This is a genomic window from Leifsonia sp. TF02-11 (genome assembly GCF_017565305.1).
GTDB lineage: Bacteria > Actinomycetota > Actinomycetes > Actinomycetales > Microbacteriaceae > Leifsonia.
The window spans coordinates 72,186-98,151 of sequence record NZ_JAGEKP010000017.1; the positions used below are offsets into that span (position 1 = coordinate 72,186).

Here is a 25,966-nt window from a genome sequence, read left to right on the forward strand (position 1 = left end):
CCTCGACCCGGATGATGGCAGCGGAGGATGATGGACGAGGCCCTCGACGGCACCCGCGTCGCTGCGGTCTGGGAAGAGCATCCCACCTGGGCACTGCTGCGCAGCTACAACGGCCGCTGGGTCCTCCCCCTCTTCTCGCGTCATCTGGAGTTCGCGGACGGGACCGTCTCCGCCGACTGGTTCCACCAGAAGGTCGCCGACGCCCTCGAGGAGCTCAGCGACGATCGCGAGGCAGACGATCGCGATCCCGCCGATCCCGAGGGCACGCGGACGTCGCCCGCCGAGTACTGCCGCAGTTGGGTCGACAGCCGCTGGCTGGTCCGCACCCGTGCGGGCGCCGGCGAGGGACGGGCACGATATCGCCTCTCCCAGTACTCGCTGCAGGCGCTCCGGGTCGTGCGCGAACTGGCGGAGCCCGACAGCGCGGTCTCGGAGGCCCGCTTCGCGAGCATCGCCCACGCCGTCCACAATCTGGCGGCACTGACCGATCCGACGGCCGAGTCCCAGCTCGATCGGCTCGACCGCGAGATCGCGGAACTGCAGCGACGCAGGGCCAACATCGCGGAGCACGGCGCGCAGATCGCGGGACCGGAGACGGTCGCACGGCAGGTGCGCGAGGTGCTGCGCTTGACCGCGACCCTGCCGGAGGACTTCCGCCAACTGGGCGCGATGGTGGAGCAGCGGCACCGCGAGGTCGCCAGGGCCGCGTCGTCGCAGACCATCGGCAAGGGCGCACTGGTGGACCGCTTCCTGCGGGACAACGATCTCCTGGAGCAGACGCCGGAAGGACGCGCCTACCGCGGCTTCGCGGCGATGCTGTCGTCGCGCGAAGTGGACACGATGCGGGCGGACATCGAGCGCGTGCTCGCCCAGCCCGCCGAGGTCACCGAGCTCACCGAGCGGCAGCGGGCGCAGCTGGAGACCTTGATCACGTCGCTGCTCGCCGAAGAGCAGCTCGTCCAGGAGACGTACATGCGCTGGACGTCGTCGCTGCGCCGGTTCCTCAGCAGGAACGCCTCCGACCGGCACGCGCGTCTGCTGTCGCTCGCCGGGCGGGTGCTCGACGCGGGAGCGCTCTGGACCCAACGCCGGCCCGGCCCGGTGCTGGTCGACGGGGATGTCCTGGGCATCGGCGCCTGGGATCTCGTCGACGTGACCCAGGCGCAGCTCTGGCGTGACAGAGGGCGCCCCGACATCGGCGTCGCGATCGCCGAGAACGACGACCCGCTGCCCGACGAGGAGCGCGAGGCGCTCCGCCTCGCCGTCGCGACCAGCTCTGCGGCGGTCCGCGAGACGATCGACGCACTCCTCGCGGACGCGGAGACCGTCACCGGTGCCGACGTGTACGCGGCGACGCCGGAGGAGTACCGCAGACTCGGTCTCGCCGTCAGCCTGATCGAGCTCGGCGCCGAGCACGGCGCGGTGGCGGAGGGCGTGCAGACGGTCCCGCTCGATGTCGCCGCCGGCGCACGCGAAGTGACCATGCCGCTCCTGGTCTTCGGACGGGACGCGGCCGACCAGGAGACGGACGAACGGTGACGGACAGTGAACTGGTGACAGACGGACGCGAGGACGCCGGCGCGACCGCCGCGGACGCCTTCGGCGATCGACTGGTCGGCGACCCCCTCCCCCGCGAGGCGCGGCTGGCCCTCGTCACCCTGCTGACCAGCCGGTTCATCACGCGCGGCACGCACCAGGAGGCGTGGCGCGGCCTGCTCGACCACGAGGCCGACATCCGTGCCCGGCTCGACGAGCTGTTCCTGACGCTGCACCTGGACGTCGCTCACGAGGTCGCGTTCAAGAGGCAGAGCGGCGAGGACGGCGTGCCGGTGCTCCTGCGGCGCGAGAAGCCCCTCTCGCGCGATGCGTCCCTGCTGCTGGTGCTGCTGCGGCAGGAGCACGCGTACACCGACGCGACGGACGAGCCCGTCACGGTGAGCCGCGACCACATCGCCGAGTTCCTCAGCCGGTTCCAGGCCGACTCGGCGCACGACGAGGTGCGCACCGATCGGCGTGTGCAGGCCGCGATCGCCGCACTCGACCGGCTCGAGCTGCTGACGCCCGCTCCCGAGGACCCCGACCTGCTCGTGGTGTCACCGGCCGTGGTGCCGCTGATCGGCACGGACCAGCTGCTGCACCTGGAGCGGACGTTCCTCACCGCCGCCGGCGAGGACGTCGCGGACGACGAAGACCCCGACGAGCCCGACGACACCACCGACACCGCAGAGGAGGACGGCGAGTGAACGATCTGCCGGAGGACGACGGCCTGGTCCGCCGCGGCCAGTTCCGCATCGAGCTCGTGCAGCTTCTCAACTGGGGAGCATACGACGGCCTGCACCGGATGCCCGTCGGCCGTGGCGGCATCGCCATCCTGGGTCCGACCGGGCGCGGCAAGTCGACCGTGCTGGACGCGATGTCGGCGGTCATCATGCCCAACCCGCAAGAGTTCAACCGGGCAGCACGGGACGACTCCCGGCAGCGTTCCGAGCGGACCGTGTACAGCTACGCGCGCGGAAAGACCGACGAGGTGAAGGACGCCGGCTCCGACTCGACGACCACGCACTTCCTGCGCCCGCTCGGCACCGCCTTTCCGAGCGGCGCCGCGATCACCTGGCGCACCGAACTCGGCGAGACGGTCACCGCGGCACGCCTCGCCTGGATCGGTCCGGACACCTCGACGCAGGACGAGGTCACCACGGCGACGGTCTACCTCCTTGCGCACGGGGAGTTCCCGCTTGCGCGACTGACCGAGCTGGTGCAGGAGCCGGGGAGCTCGTCGCCGCTCACGCGCGCCTCCCTCGGCCGGCTGGTGCACCCCGAGCGCGACCTCGTGACCTCCTCGCAGCCCGAGCTGCGGGTGCGGCTCTGCGAAGAGCTCGGCATCGGCGGCAGCGACGAGTCGCAGCTGAAGGCGCTCACCCTGCTGCGCCGCGCGCAGGCGTCCAAGGGCGTCTTCTCGATCGACGAGCTGTTCAAGAGCTTCGTGCTGACCGAGCCGCGCGCGCTGTCCCGGTGGGAGACCACGCTCAGCAGCTACCGCGAGGCCTCCGCCCTCTACGACGTCTTCGAGACCACCCGGCGCAAGCTGGAGGTGCTGGCCGACGTCCCCGCGCTGGCCGAGCAGCTCGCCGCCGCGCGCGACGACGCGACGGGCAAGCGTCGGCTGCTGAGCGCCGCGGAGGGAGAGAACGACCCGCGGCTGCGCGTCTGGCTCGCCGAGCACGTGCGCGACTGGGTGTCAGTACAGGTGGACACCGTCCGCGAGCGCAAGCGCGAACAGGAGGCTCTGCGCCGCACGGCCGAGTCCGACGAGACCGCGGCGCACCGTGCCCTGCAGGATGCGCAAGCACGCCTGGGCGCCCTCGGCGGGGACCCGTCCGTGGCCCTGCGCCGCGAGCTGGACTCGGCCGAGCGCTTCCTGCTCGCCCAGAAACGCGATCGGGCCGCGGCGGATGCGGTGTTCGCCCGGGCCGGCCTGGACACGCCGGAGTCCGCCGAGCATCTCACCCGGCTGCAAGAGCAGGCCGAGGCGCTCCTGGCCGCCAACGTGTCCGACGACGATGAGAAGGCACAGCGCTACGAGCTCGCCGGCCGCGTCGACGCCGCCAAGAAGGCCGTCGCGGCGGCCGTCGAGGAGAAGCGCTCGTACGAGCAGCGCAGCAGCAACGTGCCCGCCGACGCTGACGAGCGTCGGCGCCGCATCGCCGCGGCCGTCGGGCTTCCTGCCGCCAGCCTGCCGTACACGGGCGAGCTGTTCGAGGTGGCCCCCGGCCGCCGCGATTGGAGCCGCGCTGTCGAGGCCGTGCTCGGCGAGACCGCGACGCACCTCATCGTCGACGAGCGCAGCTTCCCGGCGGTCCGACGGTTCGTCGACGACGCGGACATGCGCGGGCGGGTCGTGCTCGTGCCCGCGACGGCCGGGCTCGCACCCGAGCTCGACCCGATCGACCGGACCGTTCCCGCCCTGCTGCACTTCGACGAGGCCAGCCCGTTCTGGGGCTGGCTCCACGACGAGCTCGTCCGCGACCGCAGCGTGCTGTGCGTCGAGTCGCCCGACGAGCTCGATGCGCCCCGCGGTGCCGGCATCTCGGCGGCAGTGACGCGCGCGGGCATGCGGTCGGCCGCCCGAGGTCGCGTCATCAAGGACGACCGCCGGACCGCGTCCTGGATCGGACTCGACAACGCCCCGCGCATCGAGGAGCTGGCGGTGCGCATCGCCGAGCTGGAGGCCGAGCTGAGCGCGGCGCGGGCCGAATCGGATCGGGCGGAGGCCGAGCACAGTGCGGCGCGTGGCCGCGGCGAGGCACTCGCAACGGTCCGGGCCATCGAGTGGGACGCGATCGAGCTCGTCCCCCACGAGGCTCGCGTCGCCGAGCTCACCGATCGGCTCGCCCGTGTCGCCGTCGACAACCCGGAGGCCGCGGCGCTCCAGGACGAGGCGGACCGGCACGACCGCGCCCGCATCGAGGCGGCGAAGCGCTCCGCCGCCATCCAGGCGAAGCTCGACGAGCTCGAGGCGGAACACGCCGACCTCAACGACATCGAGGACAGCGTCGCCGATGCGCTGGAACGCAACACCCCGCTCACCCCGGACGAGCGCATGTTGCTCGGGACCCTCCCGTTCGCGGCTCCGAAGCAGTCGGCCGACGTCGATCGCCGCTACGCCGAGGCGCTGGGGGCTCTGCGCGACCAGATCGACACGCACCAGCAGAGCGTCGAGCACCTCTCGGAGGTGATCGTGGTCACGTTCGAACGCTACCGCGACCTGGATCCGGCGGCGGAGATCGATGCCACGATCGACAGCCTGCCCGCCGTTCTCGCCATCCACCGCACTCTGGTCGAGGACGACCTGCCGCGGGCGAAGGCCGATTGGCTCGTGAAAGCCGGGGCGAGCATGGGCGACAGTTTGCGCGCGCTGCTCCGCCAGATCGAGGACGACGGCCACACGATCCGGCGCGGGGTGCGCCCGATCTCGAACGCACTCCGCGGAATCGAGTTCCGCGAGGGTTCCACGCTCGACATCGAGCCGCGCCCGGTGTCGAACAGCGACCTCCACGAATTCACGCGGACGCTGCGCCGGCACACCTCCGACCGGCCGGGCTCCGACCGCAGGGACGCTTCAACGGTCGAGCGCGACTTCCTGGACCTCCGGCGCGACCTGTCCCGGCTCGAGGAGCGATCGCGGGCGGGCGAGGCCTGGCGCCGGCGCGTGCTCGACGCGCGCGAGCACTATCAGTTCCGCGCGATCGAGACGCGCGCCGACGGCACCCAGATCGTCCACGAAGGCGTCGCGGGCAAGTCGGGCGGCGAGGGCCAGGAGCTGATCGCCTTCGTGCTCGGAGCCGCGCTGCGGTATCGGCTGGGCGACGGTACCGACGCGACCCCGACCTACGCGCCGATCGTGCTCGACGAGGGCTTCGTGAAGGCCGACAACGAGTACACGGGCCGTGCCCTCGCGGCCTTCCGCGGGCTCGGCTTCCAGCTCATCGTCGGCGCGCCGCGCGACAAGGTCAACGCCTTCGAGGAGCATGTCGAGTCGGTCGCCTACATCACCGGCGATCCGGCCAGGCCCGGCTTCTCGCGCATCTACTCGCTCAGCATCCGCGAGGCGTTGGAAGGCGAGCGGCTCGCCCTCCTGCCGGAATGAGGGGCTGACCGGGACGACGCGGACGCGCTGAGGAGCTCAGTCGAACGACAGCTCGTCGAGTTCCGGCACCTCCACCCCCGCCGCCACGAGCTCGAGCGTGACGCGCTCGACGATGTCGGCCGCCGGCTCGCCGTCGTCGTACGTCGCGTGGGCGCCGGCGGGGACGATGACGTCGAAGCCGCGTTCGAGCGCTCCGACCGCGGTGGCCTGGACGCAGTGCTCGCTCTGCAGCCCGGCGACCACGACGGTGTCGACGCCCATCGCCCGCAGCACATCGGCGAGGGCAGGGTTCGACTCGAAGGCGTTGGCCGCGTCCTTGCGGATCACCGGCTCACCGGGCAACGGCGTGAACACCAGCTGCCAACCGGGGGTGCCCGGCTCGTCCGGGTCGCCGGCGCGGCCGTCGTTCTTGACGTGGACGATCGCCGCGTCGGCGTCCCTGGCGGCGTCCAGCAGGCCGGAGAGCAGGTCGCGGAAGCCGGCTGCTCCGGCGATGGCGTCCTGACCTTCCAGCATGGCGCGCTGCACGTCGACGAGGATGAGGCCGTATCCCATGCGCTCCATCATGCGCCGCATTCGCTAGGGTCGTAAACCGGGGGTCTCGAGGGAGGACTGTGGCAGACGAACACGTCAAGGCGACGCAGTCCGCCGTGCGCGAGCGCAACCTGACGACGGCGCTGCAGCTGGTGCTGTCCGGCGACGGGCTCGCCACGCGTGCCGCCATCGCCCGTCGAACGGGCCTGACCTCCGCCACCGTCTCGTCTCTGCTCGCCGGTCTGATCGCGGACGGACTCGTCATCGAGGGCCGGCTGGCCGAGAGCACGGGCGGCAAGCGCGCCACGACACTCCGCATCGATGCGGAGCACAACGTCCTGCTGTCGGTGATCGTGCAGCCGGGGCTCGTCCGCGGGGCCGTCGTCGACCTCCTGGGCGATGTCGTCACGAGCATCGCGCACCGCACGACGACCACGGCGACGCTCGACGACGTCCGTTCGGTCGTGCGCAGGCTGGCCGCAGCGACCACAGCACGGGTCGCCGCCGTGGGGATCCAGGTGCCGGGCATCGCCGACGGCGACCTGATCAGGGAGAGCGTGCAACTCGGCTGGGTCGACGTCGATCTGGGGCGGGAACTCGCCGGGATCGTGTCCGCCCCGGTGCGGCTCGTCAACGATGCGGACGCCGAGGCGATCGCCGACTACGCGGTCTCCGACGAGTTCGGCGCCAACCAGCTGTTCGTCTCGCTCAGCACCGGAGTGGGCGCCGCGGTGATCGTCGACGGCGCGGTGCTGGCCGGCGCCTCCCATCGGGCAGGCGAGATCGGCCACGTCCCGGTGCTGTTCGGCGATGATGCCCCGGTGTGCGCCTGCGGCAACCGCGGTTGTCTCGAAGAGGTTGTGTCCGTCACCAGCCTCCTCGGACTCCCCCACGGCGCCGACCTGGAGGCCGTGGACGTCGCGGCCCTCGCCGCCCTCCCCGAGTCGCGCGAGCGGATCGCCGCCGGCGCCAGGACGTTGGCCCGCGCCCTCCTGATGGTGGGCGCAGCGCTCGACGTGCCCAACATCGTGCTCGGCGGCGCCGCGCCCAAGCTCGGTGCAGACTTCATCGGCCACGTGCGGGCGGAGGCGGCCCGGCATCCGGTCCGGGCGGCGATGCCGCTCAGCTTCCGGTACGCCAAAACCGCACTGGAGCAGCCGTTCCGCGGTGCCGCCCAGTACGCCCTCCAGTCGACGCTCGGGGTCAGCTGGGCGCGCTGAGGAACCCGAAGCCGGCGAGCACCGTCCTCAGGACACGCCGAGCTGGGCGGAAAGCACCATCACCACGCAGCCGCGCAGCACGATGTCCCTGCCCTGACTGGTCATCCGGAGCGTCACGTCCGAGTGGAATCCGGCCATCGTTCGATTGCGGAGGGTCTCGCCGAGGGCGTCGATCAGCCCGCCTGACAGCAGTTCCTCCGGGCCGCTCAGCACGACCTCGGAGAGGTTCAGGGCACCGACGATGGGCGCAAGGGCGACACCGAGCCGCTGGCCCGCCTCGCGGAGCACCGGCTCGACGGGACGCCCGGCGACCGCCTCCGCGGCGATCTTCGACTCGAGGCGGGGCACCGCGACCCAGGCCTCGAGACACTTCTCGCGGTCGTACGGCCCCTCGGAGCCGTCGTCGGTGCCGACCATGACCTGGCCGATCTCGCCGGCGGCGAACCGGCTGCCGAACACGAGCGCGCCGGCGACGAGCAGTCCGGATCCGACGCCGTGGCCGACCTTGACGAGCATCATGTCGCCGTGCGCGTCGCCGAAACCGTGCTCGGCCAACACGGCGACGTTGGCGTCGTTCGCGACGAAGACCGCCAGGCCGGTCCGTTCGGCGATCGTGCGCTGCAGAGGCTCGTCGGTCCATCCGAGGTTGGGCGCGGCGACGACCGTACCGGTCGCGTCCACGATTCCGGGGGACCCGATCCCGATGCCGAGGATCGGCGCGGTGGCGGACTCCACGAGTTCGTCCACCAACGCGAGCACCTTCGCGACCGCATCCTCGCCGCGGCTTCCGGCGAGGGCGACCTCAGCGCTCCGCAGGACGCGGCCGTCGATGTCGAGGACGGCGCCGCGGAAGACCGCGTGCTCGCTGAGATCGACTCCCACGATCTGCGCGGCCGATCGGTCGACGTCCAGGAGGACGGCCGGCTTGCCCGGGCGTGCGTCGCCGCGCTGGCCGACCTCGACGACCAGGCCCTCGGCGATCAGCTCGCCGACCAGGTCGGAGATGGTGACGCGGGTGAGGCCGGTCTCCCTCGCGAGGTCCGCCCTGCTCGCCTGACCGTTGCGGTACAGCGACTGCAGGACGAGCGAGCGGTTGTGGTTGCGCGCGTGCTCGGGAAGAACCTTGGAGTGCGGACGCAGCACCCGCCCGGGTACCAGAGGCCCGTCCGCTCCGGCCGGACGGGGCTCAGGGAAGGAGGGGCGGCGCGCTTCGTCGACGAGCATGTTTGTTAGTAAAGTGGACAATCAAAGTTTGCACAAGTGGACAGCCCGGTACTCTCCCGAGTTCGCGATGTTCCAATAGGGCGCCGACAACTTTGCACGGCGCCCGAGCATACGAGAGCAGCCCGCACCGAAATCGGTGCGGGCTGCTCGCGGCGTGCTGCTACTTCGAGCTGGAGCTCGATCCGGTGCCCTCCGCGGCGATCGCGTCCTGAAGCGCCTGCTGCAGGCGGGCATCCGCGGCACCGTACGCCGTCCAGTCGCCCGCTTTCAGAGCGGCCTGGCGGTCGGCGAGGGCCTGCTTGGCGTTCTGAAGGGCCTGCTGCAGGGCGGCGTTGTTCTGGCCCGTCGTGGAACCGGAACCTGTTCCCGCCCCGGTTCCCGAGCCCGTGCCCGAACCTGAGCCCGTTCCGCCGGTTCCCCCTCCACTTGTCGCTGGGATGTTGTTGTCGCCAGCAGTCGCCCCAGAGTCTCCGCCGAACAACGAGTCCAATGCCTTGTCGAGCGTGTCCTCGAAGGCGATCTTGTCGCCGAACGCCACGAGCACCTTCTGCAGGATCGGATAGCTCGTCTCACCGGTCGACTTCACGTACACGGGCTGGACGTAGAGCAGGCCGCCGCCGACCGGCAGCGTCAGCAGGTTGCCGTTGATCACATCGGTCTTACCCTGTCTCAGCAGGTTCAGCTCCTGAGACACGGTCGGGTCGGAGTTGAAGTTGTTCTGAACCTGACCCGGCCCGGGTATGGTGTCGCTCGACGGCAGGGACAGGAGCCGGAGCTTGCCGTAGCCGGCGGCTTTCTTCCCCTTCGCCGAACCGGCATCCGCATCCACCGCGAGATAGCCCTTGAGGATGGATCTGCTGGACTCGCTCGCGGCCTGCGGGATGAACGTCGTGTAGAGCGAGAACGACGGCTTCTCCTGGCCGGGCATCTGCATCGTGAGGTAGTACGGCGGCTGCAGGGTCGGATCCGACGGCGACGAGGTCGGGTCGTTGGGGGTCGTCCAGGCGTCGTCGCGCGAGTAGAAGGACCCGGCGTCGGTGACGTGGTACTGGCCGAGCACCGATCGCTGCACCTTGAACAGGTCGGACGGGTACCGCACGTGACTCAGCAGCTGAGCGCTCATGTCGCTGATCGGCTTGACCGTGGTCGGGAAGATCTTCTCCCAGGTCTTCAGCACCGGGTCCTTCGCGTCCCACGCGTACAGCTGGACCGAGCCGTCGTACGCGTCGACCGTGGCCTTGACCGAGTTGCGGATGTAGTTGATGTTGTCGAAGGCGTAGGCCGGCTTCGGTGTCTCGGTGTCCGCGATCGAGTCGCTCAGGCTGCCGACGTGCGAGTACGGGTACTGGTCGCTCGTCGTGTAGGCGTCGATGATCCACTTGATGCGGCCGTCGATGACCGCGGGGTAGGCCTGCGAGTCGAGGGTCAGGTAGGGCGCCACCTTCTGCACGCGCTTGATCGGGTCGCGGTCGTAGAGGATCTGCGAGTCGCTGTTGACGGCGTCCGACAGGACGATCTGCTCGTCCTGGAACTTCAGCGCGTAGACCAGCCGCTTGAAGATGTTGTCGAGCTTCGGACCGCCGTCGCCCGCGAACGTGGTGTAGGTCTGCTGCGCGTTATCGCTCCCGCCGGGGTAGTCGAGCTCCACCGACTTGGCGCCCTTCGGCGCGCCGACGATCGAGTACGTCGGCGACTGCTGGCCGAAGTACACCCGCGGCTCGTAGGTGCCGAGTGTGCCGGTGCTCGGGATCCCCGACTCCATGAAGACGGGCTGGCCGTCGCTGGAGCGCTGGTTGCCGTACGCGGCGACCATCCCGTAGCCGTGCGTGTAGACGATGGTGTCGTTGAACCAGCTGCGGCTGGTGAGACCGGACTGGTTGAGCTCGCGCACCGAGACCACCGCGTCCTGCTCGTTGCCGTTGATCGTGTAGCGGTCGACGTTGAGGTTGCGCGGGAACGAGTAGTACTGCCGGAACTGCTGGAGCTGCTGGAACGACGGGCTGATCACCGCGGGGTCCATGATGCGGATCTGAGCGGTGGTCTGCGCATCCTGGCGGAGCGCGCCGGCCTGCGCGTTCGTCGTGGCGTCGTAGGGGATCACCTGGATGTCGCTGAGCCCGTACGCGTCGCGTGTCGCGTTGATCGAGTCCTGGATGTACGGGGTCTCCAAGTTCTTCTGGCTCGGGTCGACCTGGAAGCGCTGCACCACCCACGGATAGATCGCGCCGACGACCAGCGCCGCCACGATGAGAAGCGCGGTGCCGACCACCGGGAAGCGCCAGCGGCCCGTGAACGCGGTGAGGGCGAAGAGCACGGCGACGAAGATCGCCGCGCCCGCGAGAACGGCGCGGCCGGGGATGGACGCGTTCACATCGGTGTAGGCGGCGCCGTTGATCATGTCGTTGACGTTCGAGTCGGTCACGGTCGCGTAGCGGTCGAGCCAGATGCTGACGCCCTGCAGCAGCAGGTAGAGGGCGGCGATGACCGCGATCTGCACGCGCGCCGCACGCGAGATGCGCACCTCCCGGCCGCTGAAGCGGATGGAGCCGTAGAGGTAGCAGGTTGCGAGGGTCGCCAGCAGTGCGATGAGCACCACGGCGGACGCGAAGGCGACGGCGCTGCGGTAGAACGGCAGCGCGAAGAGGTAGAAGCCGATGTCGAGGTGGAACAGCGGGTCCGTCTTGCCGTACGACGTGCCGTTCAGCCACATCGCCGCCGCCTGCCACCTGCTCGCGGCCGAGACGCCCGCGAAGATGCCGAACACGATGGGGATGCCGTACATCGCGAGCCGGCGGAGCGGCTCGATCACCTGCTGGTACCGGTCGAGCTGGGTGTTCAGCTTGGCGTAGACCGGCCGCAGCCGGTAGGCGAGCTGGATGGCCAGCCACAGCGGGAGGGCCATGGCGAAGAACCCGATGAAGAACATCGCTGCGCCCGCGAACCACTGGGTGGTGAGCACGTTGAGGTAGCCGACCTGCTGGTACCACAGCACGTCGGCGTAGAGTCCCGCGAAGACGAAGAACAGGATGACGAGCGCCACGATCACGCCCAGCGTGATCCAGATGGCCGCCCGCCGGCGTCCCGGGGGTCGAACTGCAGCGGTTGAACTCACGTGTGGCCCTCTTGCTCCTCGTGGGGTGACTCAGAGAACCATCCTAGGTGGCCGTCGCTTGGAGAACGCTGCGGCCCGGCGGTGAGGACGGCGAACGCCGGATGGACGCGCGCAGCGAGCGACGGCGCCGACTCAGGAGGCGGGACAGGTGGGGAGGCCGGCTGTGCTCGACCCGCTGCTCACGGCCTTCAGCACGGCGAGGGAGTCGGCGAGCGTCTTGACGGCGAAGACGTGCAGGCCGGACGGGATGTGTCCGGTGACCTCGTCGCAGTTCGAGGCGGGCGCGAGGAAGTAGCTCGCTCCCCCGGTGTCGCGGGCCGCGAACATCTTCTGCCGGATCCCGCCGATCGCACCGATCGTCCCCGTGTTGTCGATGGTGCCGGTGCCGGCGACCTTCTTTCCGCCGTTGAGGTGGCCCGGTGTCAGCTTGTCGATGATTCCGAGGGCGAACATCTGGCCGGCGCTCGGGCCGCCCACGTTGTTCAGCTGGATGTTGACCTCGAACGGGAACGTGTAGTCCATGCCGGCGCCGATTCCCAGGACGACCTGCCCCTGGGTCTCCTCCGGCGTGATCGAGACCGTCGAGGCGGCGCCGTCGCGGACGATCCCGACCTCGGCCGCCTTGCCCGCGCCGTTCGCCGAGACGGCGCTGCGGAGCTCGCCGACGCTGGAGACGGCGGTGCCGTTGACGCTCGTGATCTGGTCGCCGGTCTTCAAGACCTTCGCGGCCGGCGAGTTCGGGATGAGCTGCTTGACCTCCACGTGCTGCGGGAAGGTGTAACCCAGTTCGTTGAGGGCCGCGGCGATGGCGTCCTGCTGGGAGTCGACCATGAGCGCGGCGTTCGCGGCGTTGGACTGCTCGGTCGTCGTCCCAGGAGGGAAGACGGCGTCGATCGGCTGCACGGCGCGGCTCGGGTCGAACCAGGCGGTGATGATGTCGAACCAGCTCGGACGCTGATCGGGGTTGCCGACGACCGACACGGTCAGCAGATCGAGGGAGCCCGCCGTCGGATAGGTCGTCTGACCGGGGATGGTGATCAGCTGCTGGGCGCCGGTAGTCGGCTCCGACCCCACCTTCTGATCGGTGCCGAGCGTGTTGTAGACCGGTCCGGGCTGCTCGATCACGAACGGCGCAGGCGCCAGCGCGAGGACGAGGGCGAGCACGACGGCGACGCCGATCGAGACCCATCCGACGATGACCCGGCGGGAGGGGGCCACCCGCTCGCGCTCGGGCGTCGGTCCGGGCCGGCCGTCGTCGGTGAACAGCGTCACGTGCAGTCCCTTCGGTCGTGTTCGCCACGGGCGCACAGCACACGGCGCAGCCCGAGCCGATTCTCACCCGGCTCACGACGATCACGGGCTAGCGTAGATCCCAAGCCTGGAAAGCCGTAATCAACGGCGGAATCCATTCGAGACGAGGGGCGCACCATGGCCGACGATCCGAACAAGGAACCGGACGACGAGTTCCGGGACATGCTCCGCGAGTTCCTGTCGGGCGACTCCTCGATCGACCCGAGCCAGCTCGCCGGGGCGGCGGGGCTGCCCAACGATCCCGCCGCCATCCAGCAGCTGCTGGGCCAGCTGCAGAACGCGCTCCTGAACCCGGGAGGCGGCATCAACTGGGACCTGGCGTCGCAGCAGGCCCGCACGCTCGCCGGCGAGGGGGCGCATCCGGTCACCCCGGCCGAGCGTTCGGCCCTCGACCAGGCCTTCAACGTCGCCGCCCTCTGGCTCGACGAGGCGACGACCGTCGCCGGGCTCTCGACACCGCCCGAGCTCATCGGCCGCGCCGAGTGGGCACGGCAGACCATGCCGCTCTGGACGCAGCTGGCCGAACCGGTCGCCCTCAGCATCTCCGACGCACTCACCCGCGTTCTCACCGAGCAGGCGCCGGAAGAGATGCAGGGCATGATCCAGAACGCGGGCCAGGTCATGCGCTCAGTCGGCGGCGCGCTGTTCGCGATGCAGCTCGGCCAGGTGGTCGGCCAGCTCTCCAAAGAGGTCGTCTCGGGAGGCGACATCGGCATCCCCCTGCTCGCCGACGGGGCGGCGGCACTCATCCCCCAGAACGTGGCCGAGTTCGGCGACGGCCTCGACATCCCGCTCGACCAGGTGCAGCTGTACCTGGCCGTCCGCGAACTCGCGCACGCACGGCTGTTCCGGCACGCCAAGTGGCTGCGCCTGCAGCTCATCACGCAGATCACGGCGTTCGCGCGCGGCATCACGATCGACACCGACCGCCTGGAGTCGCTGGCCGAGAGCTTCGACCCGGCGAACCCCGAGGAGCTGCGCGAGGCGATGGTCTCCGGCGCCCTCATCCCGCCCAAGACCGAGGAGCAGCAGGAGGCGCTGGGGCGCCTGGAGACCGTGCTCGCCCTCGTCGAGGGCTGGGTCGACGTGGTCACCGCCGGCGCCACGCGACTCCTGCCCAAGGCCGACGCCATCGCCGAGACCGTGCGGCGGCGCCGCGCGGCGGGCGGGCCCGCCGAGTCCGCGTTCGCCACGCTGGTCGGTCTCGAGCTGCGCCCGCGCAGGCTCCGCGATGCTGCAGCGATGTGGCAGGCCGTCACCGACGCCGTCGGCCAGGAGGCACGCGATCACCTGTGGTCGCACCCCGACCTCCTCCCCCAGGCCGCCGACCTCGACGACCCGTCGGCGCTCGTCGCCCGGCTGACCGCGGCGGCGTCCGGGCAGGAGCCGGAGCGCGACGAGTTCGACCAGGCGCTCGAGGACCTGCTCCGCGGCGACGGAGAGCGACCGACGGAGGACTGACCGCACATCCTCCGGCCGCCTGTGGACGGAGGCGGCTCGGCCGTCGTGCTGTGGATAACTCGGAACGCGATTCCTCCGCCCGCCAGGATGGGCGAATGGTCTACCAGCTCGATCCCGCGGTCCCCCGCGTGTGGCGCTCGCCGCACGCCCTCCAGTTCGGCGTGGAGCGTCCGCGCCTCATCCTCGACCCTCTCGACGCCGCCGGTGAACGGATGGTCTCCGCACTGGCGGGCGGCGTCGCGATCGGCGCCCTCCGGCTCATCGCGCGCAGCGCCGGAGCCGATCCGGCTGCCGCCGACGCCCTGGTGGCGCGGCTGGAACCCGTGCTCGCCCGCGAGACCGACGGCGATCACGCCCCCGCGCGCGATGCGATCGTCGTGCTCGACGGCACCGGCCCGACGGCGGCGCGGATCCTCGGCCTCCTGCGCGAGGCCGGGGTCGACGCCCGCAGTGGTCTCCACGCGGACGACCCCGCCGTGGACGACGCCGCCGTCGCGATCGTGATCGGGTCATACGCCGTCGCCCCGCACCGCCACCAGCGCTGGCTGCGTCGCGACATCCCGCACCTCGCCGTCGTGTTCGGCGATGCCGGCGCGACGGTCGGCCCGCTGGTGCTTCCGGGCGAGACGGCGTGCCTGCGCTGCCTCGATCTGCATCGGCGAGACCAGGACCCGGCGTGGCCGGCCCTCGCCGCACAGCTGCACACCCGCCCGGCGCCCGGCGAGTCGGAGCTGGTGTGCGGGGCGGTGGCGTCGGCCGCGGCGTCCGTCGTGCTCGCCGCGCTCGACGGGCGCACGAGACCGGGAGAATCGGCGACGGAGCCGCCCTGCGCTACGGCCACGGCCTCCCGCTACGACGCCGGCACGGCGCGCTGGAGCGACTTCGGCTGGGAGCCGCATCCCGAATGCGGGTGCCTCACTCCGCTGACGTTCCCGATCGCGTCGCCGCGCGCGGCGCTGCGAGCTCGGCGAGGAACCGCGACGGCTGACGCGACACCGGACGACCAGGCTGGCTGCCGCGCTGTGCCCAGCTGAGCCGAAGCCGATGCCGCGCGCGGGTGATGCCGACGTAGAGAAGCCTGCGCTCCTCGTCGACCTGCTCGAACGTGGTCGCGTAGCTGATCGGCACGAGCCCCTCCGACAGACCGACCAGGTGCACCGAGTCCCACTCCAGGCCTTTCGCCGCGTGCAGCGTGGCGAGAGTGACGGCCGACAGCGTGGGTTCGTGCTGGCCGGCCTGTCGTGCCATCAGCTCGTCGGTGAACCGGCGGAAGGTCGCCCCCTCCGGCATCTCGTCGACCAGACCCATGATCGCGTTGAGCGACTCCCACCGCTCGCGCACGGCGCCACGGCCCTCCGGGGGCCGCACCGACCAGCCGAGCGTGCGCAGCACGTCGCTCACCGACTTGAAGAGCGGCTCGTCGGTCGCGGCCACGCTCGCGGCGCGCAGGGTCATGACGGCCTGCCGCACCTCCGGGAGGTCGAAGAACCGCTTCGATCCGCGCAGCTGATAGCTGATCCCGAGGTCGCCGAGCGCCTGCTCGAGCGCCGCGGCCTGCACGTTGACGCGATAGAGCACGGCGATGCTCTCGGGTCGGGCGCCGGCGCCGAGTTCCTGCGCGATGCGCTCGGCCACCGCGCGCGCCTCCGCGCGATCGTCCTCGAACGCCTCGGGCGGCGGCACTTCGTCGCCGGGGCGGGTCTCGTGGACGGCGTGGAGGGTCAGCGCGCCCGACCGCCCCCGCATCAGACGGTTCGCCGTGTCGATCACCGGAGGGGCCGACCGGTAGTTCTGCTCCAGTCGGACGACGGTCGCGCCGGCGTGCTCTCGCTCGAAGTCGAGCAGATAGTCGCTGCGCGCGCCGGCGAACGAGTAGATGGTCTGGCTCGCGTCGCCCACGACGCACAGGTCGCGCCTGGTGCCGAGCCACAGCCCGAGGAGCTGGTGCTGCAGCGGCGAGACATCCTGGTACTCGTCGACGACGAAGTACCGGTACTGCTCGCGCACCTGCATCGCGACCGACGGCTCCGTCTCGATCATGCCGGCGCACACGAGCAGCACGTCCTCGAAGTCGATCTGCTTGCGCTCGTCCTTGAGCTCCTCGTACGTGCGGTGGAGGTCGACGAGCTTCTCGGCGGTGAGCGCTCCGGGCAGCGGGCGGGAGGCCAGAGCCGTCGCGTACTCGTCGAGACTCAGGCTCGAGACCTTGCGCCACTCGATCTCTGCGGCCACATCGCGCAGCGTCGCGGTATCCACCCGCAGCCCCAGCTTCTCCGCGGCACGGCCGAGGACGCGGCCCTTGCCGTCGAGCACGCTCGGAAGCTGGCCGCCCACGACCTGCGGCCAGAAGTAGTTGAGCTGGGACAGCGCGGCGGCGTGGAACGTGCGCGCCGACACTCCGCCGGCACCGAGCTGGCGGAGCCGCCCGCGGAGCTCCGCCGCAGCGCGGTTGGTAAAGGTCAGCGCCATCACGCGGTTGGGGGTGAACGCGCCGGTTGCGACGCCGTACGCGATCCGGTGTGTGATCGCCCGGGTCTTGCCCGTGCCCGCGCCGGCGAGGACGCACACGGGGCCGAAGAGCGCCTCCGCGACGACGCGCTGTTGGGCGTCGAGGCCGGCCAGGAGCGCCTCGGGCCCAGAGGCGCTGCTCGTGCTCGCCGGGAGGCCGGCGTTCATGGGACGACCGGCGGCTCGTCGAGCGACCCGCCATACCAGTCCTCGATCAGGGCACGCGCGATCGAGGAGCGGCCGGGCAGGATCACCTGCTCGCGCGCCGCCCACAGCTCGTCCCGGCTGAACCAGCGCAGGTCGAGGATCTCCTCGCCGTCGGGGGTGAGAGCAGCGGGCGCCTGGTCGTCGGCGAGCCGCGCCGACATGCCCACCATGACGGAGGCCGGGAACGGCCACGGTTGCGAGCCCTTGTACCGCGCATCGACGACCCGTACGCCGGCCTCCTCGAAGATCTCGCGCTCGACGGCGGACTCGAACGACTCCCCCGGCTCCACGAAGCCCGCGAGCAGCGAATAGCGGGAGTGCTCCCACATCGCGTTCGAGCCGAGCAGCAGCCGGTCGTCGGCGTCGAGCACCGTGACGATGACCGCGGGATCGGTGCGGGGGAACACCTCGGACCCGTCTTCGAAGCAGCGCCGCACCCAGCCCGCCTGCTCGACCACGGTGGGCGTTCCGCAGCGCGGGCAGTGCGTGTGCGAGGCGTGCCAGTTCGCGATGGCGAGCGCCTCGGTGAAGAGCCCGGCGTCGCGGTCGCTGAGCGCCGTGGCCACGGTGCGCAGGTTGCCCCAGCGCGTCTCGTCCGGCTCGAGCTCGCCTGCTGCGGCATCGGTGAGCACCTCCAGCACGATCGCCGACCCGGCCGGCTCGCCCGGTACATCGACCAGCGTGCGGCCGAGGTACACGCGGAGCAGAGCCGCGGTCACCCGCTCGACCGGGAGCAGGTCGAGGGCGGCGGGCCCGGCGTCCGGGGCACTCCAGCCGTCAGCGGAGGGCGTCGCTGCGGCGACGCTCTCCGGCGTCAGCAGGGCACGGCCATTCCACAGGGCGAGGACCCGCGTCGTCGGCTCCTCCCACAGTTCGTCGAACAGCGCCGGCCGGGAACGGGCCGCGTGATCGCGGTCGATCGCGTGACGGGAGAGCGGGAGGGCGGCGAGCGGCAGAGCAGACGTCGGAGCGGACGACATCGAGAACCCTTCGGGGACGGAGCGGACGTGCAAGGCGTGGCGGAACTGCCCACGCGCGGAAGTCCATTTAGCCTAGGTCCATGGCCAGATCCCCTCTCACTCTAGCCGCGCTGGCCAGCTCGGCCGTGCCCGACCTCACCGTCACCGGTACTCGGCGCTACTCCGCCGACGGAGCGGGCGAGTTCGACTCCGCCGTGCTCACCGCGTCGGACGGGAGCGCCTGCATCGTGCGGGTGCCGCTCACACAGGCGGCAGAGACGGAGCAGAGCTCCGACCTCGTCGCCCTCCGCGCTCTCACCACCGGCATCCGCAGCCGGCTGCCGTTCGACGTGCCGAACTATCTCGGTCAGACCCCGGTCGGCGGCACGCGCGCGATCGTCTACGACTTCCTCCCCGGCGACCACATCGCCGTCGAGGACATCCCGCCCGGCGACGGGCTGGCCGGTTCGATCGGCCACGCCATCGCGGCCATCCACACCCTCCCCACCAGTTTCGTCGGCGAGGCCGGCCTCCCTGTGCTCTCGGCTGCCGAGTCCCTGTCGTCGACCGCCGCCCTCATCGAGTCGGCCGCCTCGACGGGCAAGCTGCCCGCCGCGCTGCGCGAGCGCTGGCGCGACGCCGTCGCCGACCACTCGATCTGGCAGTTCCAGCCGACGGTGATCAACGGCGCTCTGACGGCCGACTCGTTCCTCGTCGACGGCGAGACCGTCAGCGCGGTCCTGGGCTGGTCAGCGCTGCGCGTCGGCGATCCGGCCCGCGACCTGCACTGGCTGCTGGCGATGAACCCGGAGGCCACCGACGGCGCGCTCGTCGCCTACGCCTCCGCACGTCAGGTCGCCACCGACCGCCAGTTCACGCAGCGCGCGATGCTGTACGCCGAGCTGGAGGTCGCCCGTTGGCTGCTGCACGGCCGCGAGCTGCGCGACCAGAGCATCGTGGACGACGCGGTGCAGATGCTCGACGGGCTGGTGGATCGCGTCCACAGCAACGCCGTCACCCCGCTGTCGACCGCGACCGGTCCGATCATGGCGGTCGACGACGTCGAGGCCCTGCTCGACCGGACTCCGGGCGACCGCGCCTCCGTCCGGCCGGGCGGTATGCGCCCGGTCGACGACTCCCCCGCCGGCTGACCCCGCCTGCCCCGCTCTCCCCGCTCTCCCCGCCGCCGAGGGGCACGTTGTTGTCCCTTTCGGCGCCCGAAAGGGACAACAACGTGCCCTTCGAGTGAGCGTCAGCCCGTTACGGACGCCCACAGGGCGGCGAGCTCGGCCTCCGAGTACAGGCGGTGCGGGCGGATGACCCGGTCGTCCGCCACGAAGTAGAACACGGCGTCGATCCGCGCCGGGTCGATGCCCGCGTGCCGGGCGTAGGCGAGGCGGTAGAGCGCGAGCTGCAGTTGCTTGCGTTCCAGATCGTCGTCGTCGCGCGGAGCCTTGCCGGTCTTCCAGTCCACGATCTGGACGTCGTGGTCGCCCCCGCTCAGCGCGTACACGGCGTCGAGCTTGCAGACCAGGACCTGACCGGCCAGCGTCACGTGGATCTCGAGCTCCACCTCCTGCGGCGCCTTCGACGCCCACTCGCTCGCCGCGAACGTCGCCTGCAACTCGGCCAGCGCCTCCGCTCCCAGGAGTTCACCTGCCGGATCGTCCAGCTCGGTCGCCGCCGCGTCGAGCTCGTCAGACGTCCCCCCTGGGACGCCGTACCGCTCCTCGACCCAACGGTGGAAGAGCGTGCCGAGCCGGGTCTGTCGGTAGGGCCGCTCGGGCATCGGCCGGCGCAGCTGCGCCGCCACCCCGGCCGCGTCGCTCACGAAGTCCTTGAATCGGGAGGCGGGGATGCGGGTCGGTAGCTCGACGAGCCCGTCCTCCGCCTCGCGGCGGGCACGCTCGGCGAGCAGCAGGTCGACGTCGAGGGCGTACAACCCGCCGTCGCCGGGGCCGCGCTCGCGCGCGGAACGCACGGCCTCGGCCGCGGCCTCCACGCGGTTCCGGCGCGGGCCGAGCGGGTCGAGCGGCCAGAGCACCGTGCGCGACTCGGGCGCGAGCGGGTTCTCGTCCGGCTCGTCGCACGGCGGGAACGCGTCTGCCGGCAGGAGTCCGGCCTGCTGGAGCTCGAGCAGATAGGCGCCGGGGCCGCGCGGGCGCGACTGGGTCGACCAGTAGGACCCGCTCAGCAGCAGGCTCTCGCGCGCCCGGGTCACGGCCACGTAGATCAGTCGGCGCTGCTCATCGAGGTGCCTGCTGACGTTGGCGGCCTCGAAGGCGGAGATCGCCTCGTCGACCTGCTTCTGGTCCTCCGCATTGCGCCACGGGAGCACGGGCAGCTCGGCGGAGTCGCCCCGGAACTCGTTGGGCAGCTGACCGAACGCCAGCCAGCCGCGCTTGCTCTGCGGTGGTCCCGGCAACTCGCCGTCGACCATCCGCGGCACCGCCACGACATCCCACTCCAGGCCCTTGGCGCCGTGGATGGTGAGGATCTGCACGGTGCCTGGCTCGGCGTCCTCACTGCGCGGCGCGAGGTTGTCGCGCTGCTCGGCCTCGGCCAGCCAGGCCAGGAACGAACCGAGCGTCGCCCGGTCGTCACTGGCGAGATAGGAGGCCACCTGCTCCGCGAACGCATCGAGCGAGGCCTGCCCGAGCTGGGCCGACTCGTTCGCCGCGACCTCGATGTCGAGCCGGAGTTCCTGCTGCACGAGCGTGACGAGATCGAGGAGGTCGAGGCCCGAGCGCGAGCGCAGCTGGTCGAGCTGACGCCCGGCCGCACGGAGGCGCTCCAACCCGACGGCCGTGAACGCGGCCAGCTGACCGTGGCCGTCCGGCGCCTCCACGACGAAGTCGAGCGCGTCGACGAGCGAGGCCGACTCCTCCGCGACCACGGAGCCGCGCAGCCGTTCGCGCACCTCCGGGTCGAGGGTCTGGAAGCGATGGTCGCGCGCCGCGAGCCAGCTCGCCACCCGGCGCAGCGCCGCGATGTCGCGCGGGCCGACGCGCCAGCGCGCCCCGGTCAGCAACCGGATCAGCTCGGATCCGGCCGTCGGGTCGTGCATGACCCGCAGTGCGCTCACCAGGTCGGCGACGACGGGCTGCTCCAGGAGGCCGCCGAGACCGAGCACGTGGTATGGCACGCCGCGCTCCGCGAGAGCGGCCGTGAACGCGTCGATCTTCTTGATGGAGCGGCAGAGCAGCGCCGCGGACGGCGGCAGACCGGTGCGATCGCGCTGGGCCAGCCGCTCGCGCAGCCATTCGGCGATGCCGGCCGCCTCGTCCTCCACGGTCTGGCCGAAGAGGTGGTCGAGCTCCCCCGCGATCGCGCCGGGGCGGGGTTGCAGCAGCTCGACGTGCACCGGGGAACCCGCCGAGAGCGGTGCGACGAGCGTGTTCGCCGCGTCGAGCACGCGCGTCGGATTGCGCCAGCTGGTGCTCAGCGCGTACGACGCGGCACCGTCCCGGTGTCCGCCGAAGTCGAGCGGGAACCGGCCGAGGTTGGCGGCGCTCGCACCGCGCCACCCGTAGATCGACTGGTGCGGGTCGCCGACCGCCATGACGGCCTCCCCCGCGAACAGCGCGGCGAGGAGGCGGGTCTGCACCACAGAGGTGTCCTGGTACTCGTCGAGGAGCACGACGCGGTAGCGGCGCCGGTAGTCCTCGACCACCGACGGGATCCGCTCGCACACGGACAGGGCGAGCGCGACCTGGTCGGAGTACTCGACGAAGCCGCGCCGCCGCTTCTCGTCGGCGAACCGCTCCGCCAGGTCGAGCAGCGGCGGCAGCGATCCCACCGCGGCGACGGCCGCCCGCACGGAGGCGTAGGCGTCTTTCACACGGCCGCTGCCGGTCGGCAGGTCGAGCAGCCGAGCGAAGCCCTCGACCATCCGGTGCACGTCGGCCGCCTCTGCGACGTTCTCGCTCAGCGCCCTGCTGAGCTCGAGAACGGCGGTGGTGACCGCGTCGACGCTCTTGTCGAGCTCGACGAGCCGGTCGTCCGAGCTGGCGACGACGACGCGCCGGGCGAGCTGCCAGGCCGACGCCTCGCTGAGCACGGCCGACTCGGGCTCGCGCCCGATCAGCAGCGCGTTCTCTCGAAAGATCGCATTGGCGAACGCGTTGTAGGTGGCGATCTCCGGGGCGTCGAACGGATCGAACACGACGTCGCTGAGACCGGAGGCGGCCAGCTGTTCGATGCGTCGACGCACACGCTCGGCCAGCTCGCCCGCGGCCTTGCGCGTGAAGGTCAGCCCGAGGATCTCCGGCACCCGCACGAGCCCGTTGGCGAGCAGCCAGACCACCCGGTTGGCCATCGTCTCCGTCTTGCCGCTGCCCGCCCCGGCCACGACGATGGCCGGCCCCAGCGGCGCCTCGATCACGGCCTCCTGCTGCGCGGTCGGTCGCGGGAGGCCGAGCGCGTCGGCGATCTCCGCGGCGCTCAGCCGACGGGCCGGGCGCGCGGGCTCCTGCTCGGCGGCCGCCGCGGCGAAGGCCTGCTCGACCAGGTCGATCGCAGGCTCGGTTCCTTCGATGCCGAACTGGTCTGCCAGATCGAGGAGTCCGTCGTCGTTCATCTCCGCACCCCGTTCATGCGCTGACCGCCGGAACCAGATGGATGCGGTACCCGTAGGCCGCGTGCGGATCCCGGTCACCGAGGTCGACGACCCCGGCGAAGGTCGCTCCCGCCATCCCCTCCGCGGCGGCGGCGACCCGCTCCTCGAGCCGGCGCAAGGACTCCTCGTCGACCCGCTCCTGGACGACCTCGCGATACGCCTTGCCCCGCACGCCCTTCGCGACGAAGAGGAGCTTGGCACCGCCGGGAGGCCGTTCGCCCGCCTCGACGGCACCGTGCTCGAGCGCGAGCTGGTAGGCGCCGAGCTGGGCGTGGGAGGCCGTCTCTGCGGCGCTCGGCACCGTGCGGCCCGTCTTCAGGTCGACGATCACGACGGCGCCGTCGGGAGTCTCCTCCACGCGGTCGATCTTGCCGCTGATCCGCGCCCGTCCGAGGTCGAGCTCGAACGCCCCCTCCGATCCGAGCAGCCGTCCGCCCGCGCGCTGGAAGTCGCGGAGGTACTCCGACACGCCGGCGACCAGCCCGCGCGTGCGGCGGCGCTCGCGCTCCTCGATCCAGGGGGATTCGAACTGCAGTTGCGACCAGCGGCGTTCGATTCCGGCCCAGAGCACGTCGACGCTGGTCTCGTCCGTCTCGCTCGCCTCCTCCAGGACGGCGTGCACCACGGTGCCGATGCCCGCTGCGAGACCGCTCGGCGACGCTGCCATCTCGTCGATGAACCACACCAGCGGCGACTTCTCGAACGTGCCGAGGCGAGACGGGGACACCTTCACCATCGCCTCCGGGTCGTCCAGGTCGACGAGCGGCTCCGTCGTCGACGGCTCGACGAGTCCGTACCAGTCGGCGGGATCGGCGCCCTCCACGCCGGCCTCCGCCAAGCGGGCGAGGGCGTCGGCGGCGTCGGGCGAGCCGGTCGTCACCAGCCGGCGCCGCAGGCGGCCCACCATGCCGCGCAGCGACAGCGGGTGGATGCCGGGGTCGTCGTCATCGACCGCGAGCCCGGCCGCGAGCCGCAGGAACGGCGACGGCTGCTCGTCGTCGTTGGCCGTCGCGGTCAGCACCACCTGGCGTCGCGCGCGGGACACGGCGAGGGCGAACATCCGCAGTTCGTCACCGAGCACGTCGGCGCGCTCGTCCGTGGTCTCCGGACGGCGCCCCGCGAGGGCGTCGTCGAGCTCCTGCGGGTGCAGGAGCGACCCGCGCAGCCGCAGATTCGGCCACACGCTCTCCTGGAGTCCGGCGACCGCGACCACCTCGAACTCCCGCCCGACCGTCGCACTCGGCGTGCACACCAGGACCGCATCGCCGGTGGTGCGCGCCGCGAGCGTGTCCTCCGGCACCTCGGCGCCCAGCAGCTCGACCACGAAGTCGGCGGCCGGGCGCTCCGGCGACCGCTCGACGAAGCGCCGGGCCGCGGTGAACAGCGCCACGACGCCGTCGAGGTGCCTGTCGGCCTCGTCCGCGACGATCCCCGACCGCTCCGACTGCTCCAGCCAGCGCGAAGCCAGACCGCTGCGCTCCCACGCGTGCCAGAGCAGCTCCTCGATGGTCGCCCCGGCCGCGGCCTTCTGTCGGCAGCCGCGCAGCGTCTCCGCGAGCCGCGCCGCGCGCCGCGCCGGCGACGAGTCGATGGTCGCCAGATGGGCGGGATCGGCCAGCGCCTCCACCAGGAGGTCGTCACCTGCGCGGTTGCCGTCCCCGGCGAGCTCCTCCTGCCGGAGCGCCAGGCGCAGCCGTCGCAGGCTCACCGCGTCGAGGCCGCCGAACGGCCCGATCAGCAGTTCGGTCGCGACCTCCGGGGTCAGGGGCTGTGCGCCGAGGGCGACGCCCGCGATGGTGACGAGCTGGCGCGCCGCGTAGTCGTCGCGCAGCGGCCGCCCGGCGATGCTGGTGGTCGTCGGCACTTCGGCGACCGCGAGCGACCGCGCGAGGCCCGGGATGTGCGCCCCGGACCGCACGACGACGGCCATGCTGCTCCATGGCACGCCATCGATGAGCCGGCGCTCGCGCAGCAGGCGCGCCAGTCGCGCCGCCTCGGCGGGTGCGGACGGCGCACGCACGACCAGGACCTCCGGCCCGGAGTCCTCCTGGGGTTGCCGCGCGGGAGCCGCCACCCGGTGCACCCCCGCCGCGGCGGCACCGATGCGCTCGGTGACGCGGGAGGTCAGCTCCCGCAACACGGGTGTCTGCCGGTGGGCCGTGCCGAGGACGATGCGGGTGACCGGGACGTCGAGGCGCGTGCCGAGCTGTCCGAGCGCGGAGACCTCCGCGCCGCGGAACGTAGTGGAGGCGACATCGGGGTCGCCGAACGCGATCACCGCGACGCCGCGCGCCGCGACGGCGCGCAGCAGCGCGATGGTGGCGACCGTCGCCTCCTGCAGGTCGTCGACGAACACGGCGCGCACGCCGTCGAGCGAACTGCCCTCGCGCACCACCGACACGGCGGACGCGATGAGCTCGGCGGAGTCGACGTAGCCGCCGCGGAAGCTGTCGAGCACCGTCTGGTACTCGGCGATGAACCGCGAGGCCGCCCTCCACTCGTCACGCCCGGTGATGGCGCCGAGTTCGGCCAGGCGCGCCGGGGAGACGCCTCTCTCGGCGCAGCGGCCGATCAACTCGCGGAGCTCGGTGCGGAAGCCGCGCAGGATGCGGACCTCCGGGCCGAGGGAAGCCGGCCAGGCCGGGCCGGTGCCGTCCTCCAGGTGGCCGTTCAGCAGCTCGGCGATGATCTGGTCCTGGTCGCCGCCGGTCAAGAGCCGCGGCGGCTCCCAGCCGTTGCGCTTCGCCTGGTCTCCCACCAGCTGGAACGCGAGCGAGGTGGCCGTGCGCGCCAGCGGCCCGGGCGTCGGCACTCCCAGGCGCAGGGCGATGCGATCGCGGAGGGCCGTCGCGGAGGCCCGGGAGGCGCTCAGCGCCAGCACCTGCGCGGCCGAATAGCCGCGTTCGTGCACGCGCTCGGCGATCGCCTCGACGAGCACGGAGGTCTTGCCGGTGCCCGGCGCGCCGAGCACGGCGGCCGACGCGCCGTCCGGCAACTCGAGCACGCAGCGCTGCGCCGGGTCGAGCTCGAGGACCGGGTCGGCATCGTCGATGCGCGGTCGGAAACCTCGGGCTGTCATGTCCTTCACGGTATCGGCGTCCGCCGACAGAGAACGCGACCGAGCCCCGCGAGCCGCGTGCCGTAGTCTGAACTCGCAACCGCCGG

At 71.8% G+C, this 25,966-nt stretch carries 15 protein-coding genes; 7 read left to right on the forward strand and 8 right to left on the reverse strand.

The window, feature by feature from the left end:
* Positions 1–27 precede the first annotated feature (27 nt).
* The 3 genes from JNB50_RS19340 to JNB50_RS19350 are packed head-to-tail and all read left to right on the forward strand — an operon-like array spanning position 28 to position 5,647.
* Entirely contained in the window at positions 28–1,539 is a 1,512-nt protein-coding gene (locus tag JNB50_RS19340; RefSeq protein ID WP_208041773.1) for a DUF3375 family protein, read from the forward strand.
* A gap of 14 nt (positions 1,540–1,553) precedes the next feature.
* A complete protein-coding gene (locus tag JNB50_RS19345) occupies positions 1,554–2,243 on the forward strand; it encodes a DUF4194 domain-containing protein (RefSeq protein WP_208041774.1) in 690 nt (229 codons plus the stop codon).
* Positions 2,240–5,647, forward strand: coding sequence for an ATP-binding protein (locus JNB50_RS19350; RefSeq protein ID WP_208041775.1), 3,408 nt, complete (start codon positions 2,240–2,242; stop codon positions 5,645–5,647). Before JNB50_RS19345 ends, JNB50_RS19350 begins: the two co-directional genes overlap by 4 nt.
* A gap of 36 nt (positions 5,648–5,683) precedes the next feature.
* Here JNB50_RS19350 and JNB50_RS19355 read toward each other — a convergent pair whose 3' ends face one another.
* Complete coding sequence (locus tag JNB50_RS19355) at positions 5,684–6,214, reverse strand: isochorismatase family protein (protein WP_208041776.1); 531 nt, start codon at positions 6,212–6,214, stop codon at positions 5,684–5,686.
* Positions 6,215–6,261: 47 nt separating this feature from the next.
* Between JNB50_RS19355 and JNB50_RS19360 the strand changes: the two genes are divergently transcribed.
* Positions 6,262–7,401: an ROK family transcriptional regulator gene (locus JNB50_RS19360; RefSeq protein WP_208041777.1), complete on the forward strand. Its 1,140-nt coding sequence runs from the start codon at positions 6,262–6,264 to the stop codon at positions 7,399–7,401.
* 27 nt (positions 7,402–7,428) lie between these two features.
* Here JNB50_RS19360 and JNB50_RS19365 read toward each other — a convergent pair whose 3' ends face one another.
* The 3 genes from JNB50_RS19365 to JNB50_RS19375 form a co-directional block, all read right to left on the reverse strand.
* Entirely contained in the window at positions 7,429–8,625 is a 1,197-nt protein-coding gene (locus tag JNB50_RS19365) for an ROK family transcriptional regulator (protein ID WP_208041778.1), read from the reverse strand.
* Between the two features lie 160 nt (positions 8,626–8,785).
* A complete protein-coding gene (locus JNB50_RS19370) occupies positions 8,786–11,737 on the reverse strand; it encodes a UPF0182 family protein (RefSeq protein WP_208041779.1) in 2,952 nt (983 codons plus the stop codon).
* A gap of 132 nt (positions 11,738–11,869) precedes the next feature.
* Positions 11,870–13,009 carry a PDZ domain-containing protein gene (locus JNB50_RS19375; RefSeq protein WP_208041780.1) on the reverse strand — a complete coding sequence of 380 codons (1,140 nt, stop codon included), beginning with the start codon at positions 13,007–13,009 and terminating at the stop codon, positions 11,870–11,872.
* 156 nt (positions 13,010–13,165) lie between these two features.
* Between JNB50_RS19375 and JNB50_RS19380 the strand changes: the two genes are divergently transcribed.
* Both JNB50_RS19380 and JNB50_RS19385 read left to right on the forward strand, forming a co-directional pair.
* Complete coding sequence (locus JNB50_RS19380) at positions 13,166–14,509, forward strand: zinc-dependent metalloprotease (RefSeq protein ID WP_208041781.1); 1,344 nt, start codon at positions 13,166–13,168, stop codon at positions 14,507–14,509.
* Between the two features lie 95 nt (positions 14,510–14,604).
* Positions 14,605–15,543, forward strand: a complete 939-nt coding sequence (locus JNB50_RS19385; RefSeq protein WP_208041782.1) for a hypothetical protein — start codon at positions 14,605–14,607, stop codon at positions 15,541–15,543.
* On the opposite strand, the gene JNB50_RS19390 is transcribed toward JNB50_RS19385, so the two are convergent.
* On the reverse strand, positions 15,425–17,185 hold the full coding sequence (locus tag JNB50_RS19390; protein WP_208041783.1) for an ATP-dependent helicase: 1,761 nt from the start codon (positions 17,183–17,185) through the stop codon (positions 15,425–15,427). The genes JNB50_RS19385 and JNB50_RS19390 overlap by 119 nt on opposite strands.
* Positions 17,182–18,204 (reverse strand): NAD(+) diphosphatase, encoded by a 1,023-nt coding sequence (gene nudC, locus JNB50_RS19395; protein WP_208041784.1) that lies wholly within the window; start codon positions 18,202–18,204, stop codon positions 17,182–17,184. Before nudC ends, JNB50_RS19390 begins: the two co-directional genes overlap by 4 nt.
* 80 nt (positions 18,205–18,284) lie before the next feature.
* Between nudC and JNB50_RS19400 the strand changes: the two genes are divergently transcribed.
* Positions 18,285–19,334, forward strand: a complete 1,050-nt coding sequence (locus tag JNB50_RS19400; protein WP_208041785.1) for a phosphotransferase — start codon at positions 18,285–18,287, stop codon at positions 19,332–19,334.
* A gap of 101 nt (positions 19,335–19,435) precedes the next feature.
* On the opposite strand, the gene JNB50_RS19405 is transcribed toward JNB50_RS19400, so the two are convergent.
* Together JNB50_RS19405 and JNB50_RS19410 are read right to left on the reverse strand one after the other, a co-directional pair.
* Positions 19,436–22,762 carry an ATP-dependent DNA helicase gene (locus tag JNB50_RS19405; protein ID WP_208041786.1) on the reverse strand — a complete coding sequence of 1,109 codons (3,327 nt, stop codon included), beginning with the start codon at positions 22,760–22,762 and terminating at the stop codon, positions 19,436–19,438.
* Positions 22,763–22,775: 13 nt separating this feature from the next.
* Positions 22,776–25,880, reverse strand: a complete 3,105-nt coding sequence (locus tag JNB50_RS19410) for an ATP-dependent DNA helicase (protein WP_208041787.1) — start codon at positions 25,878–25,880, stop codon at positions 22,776–22,778.
* Positions 25,881–25,966: the final 86 nt, after the last annotated feature.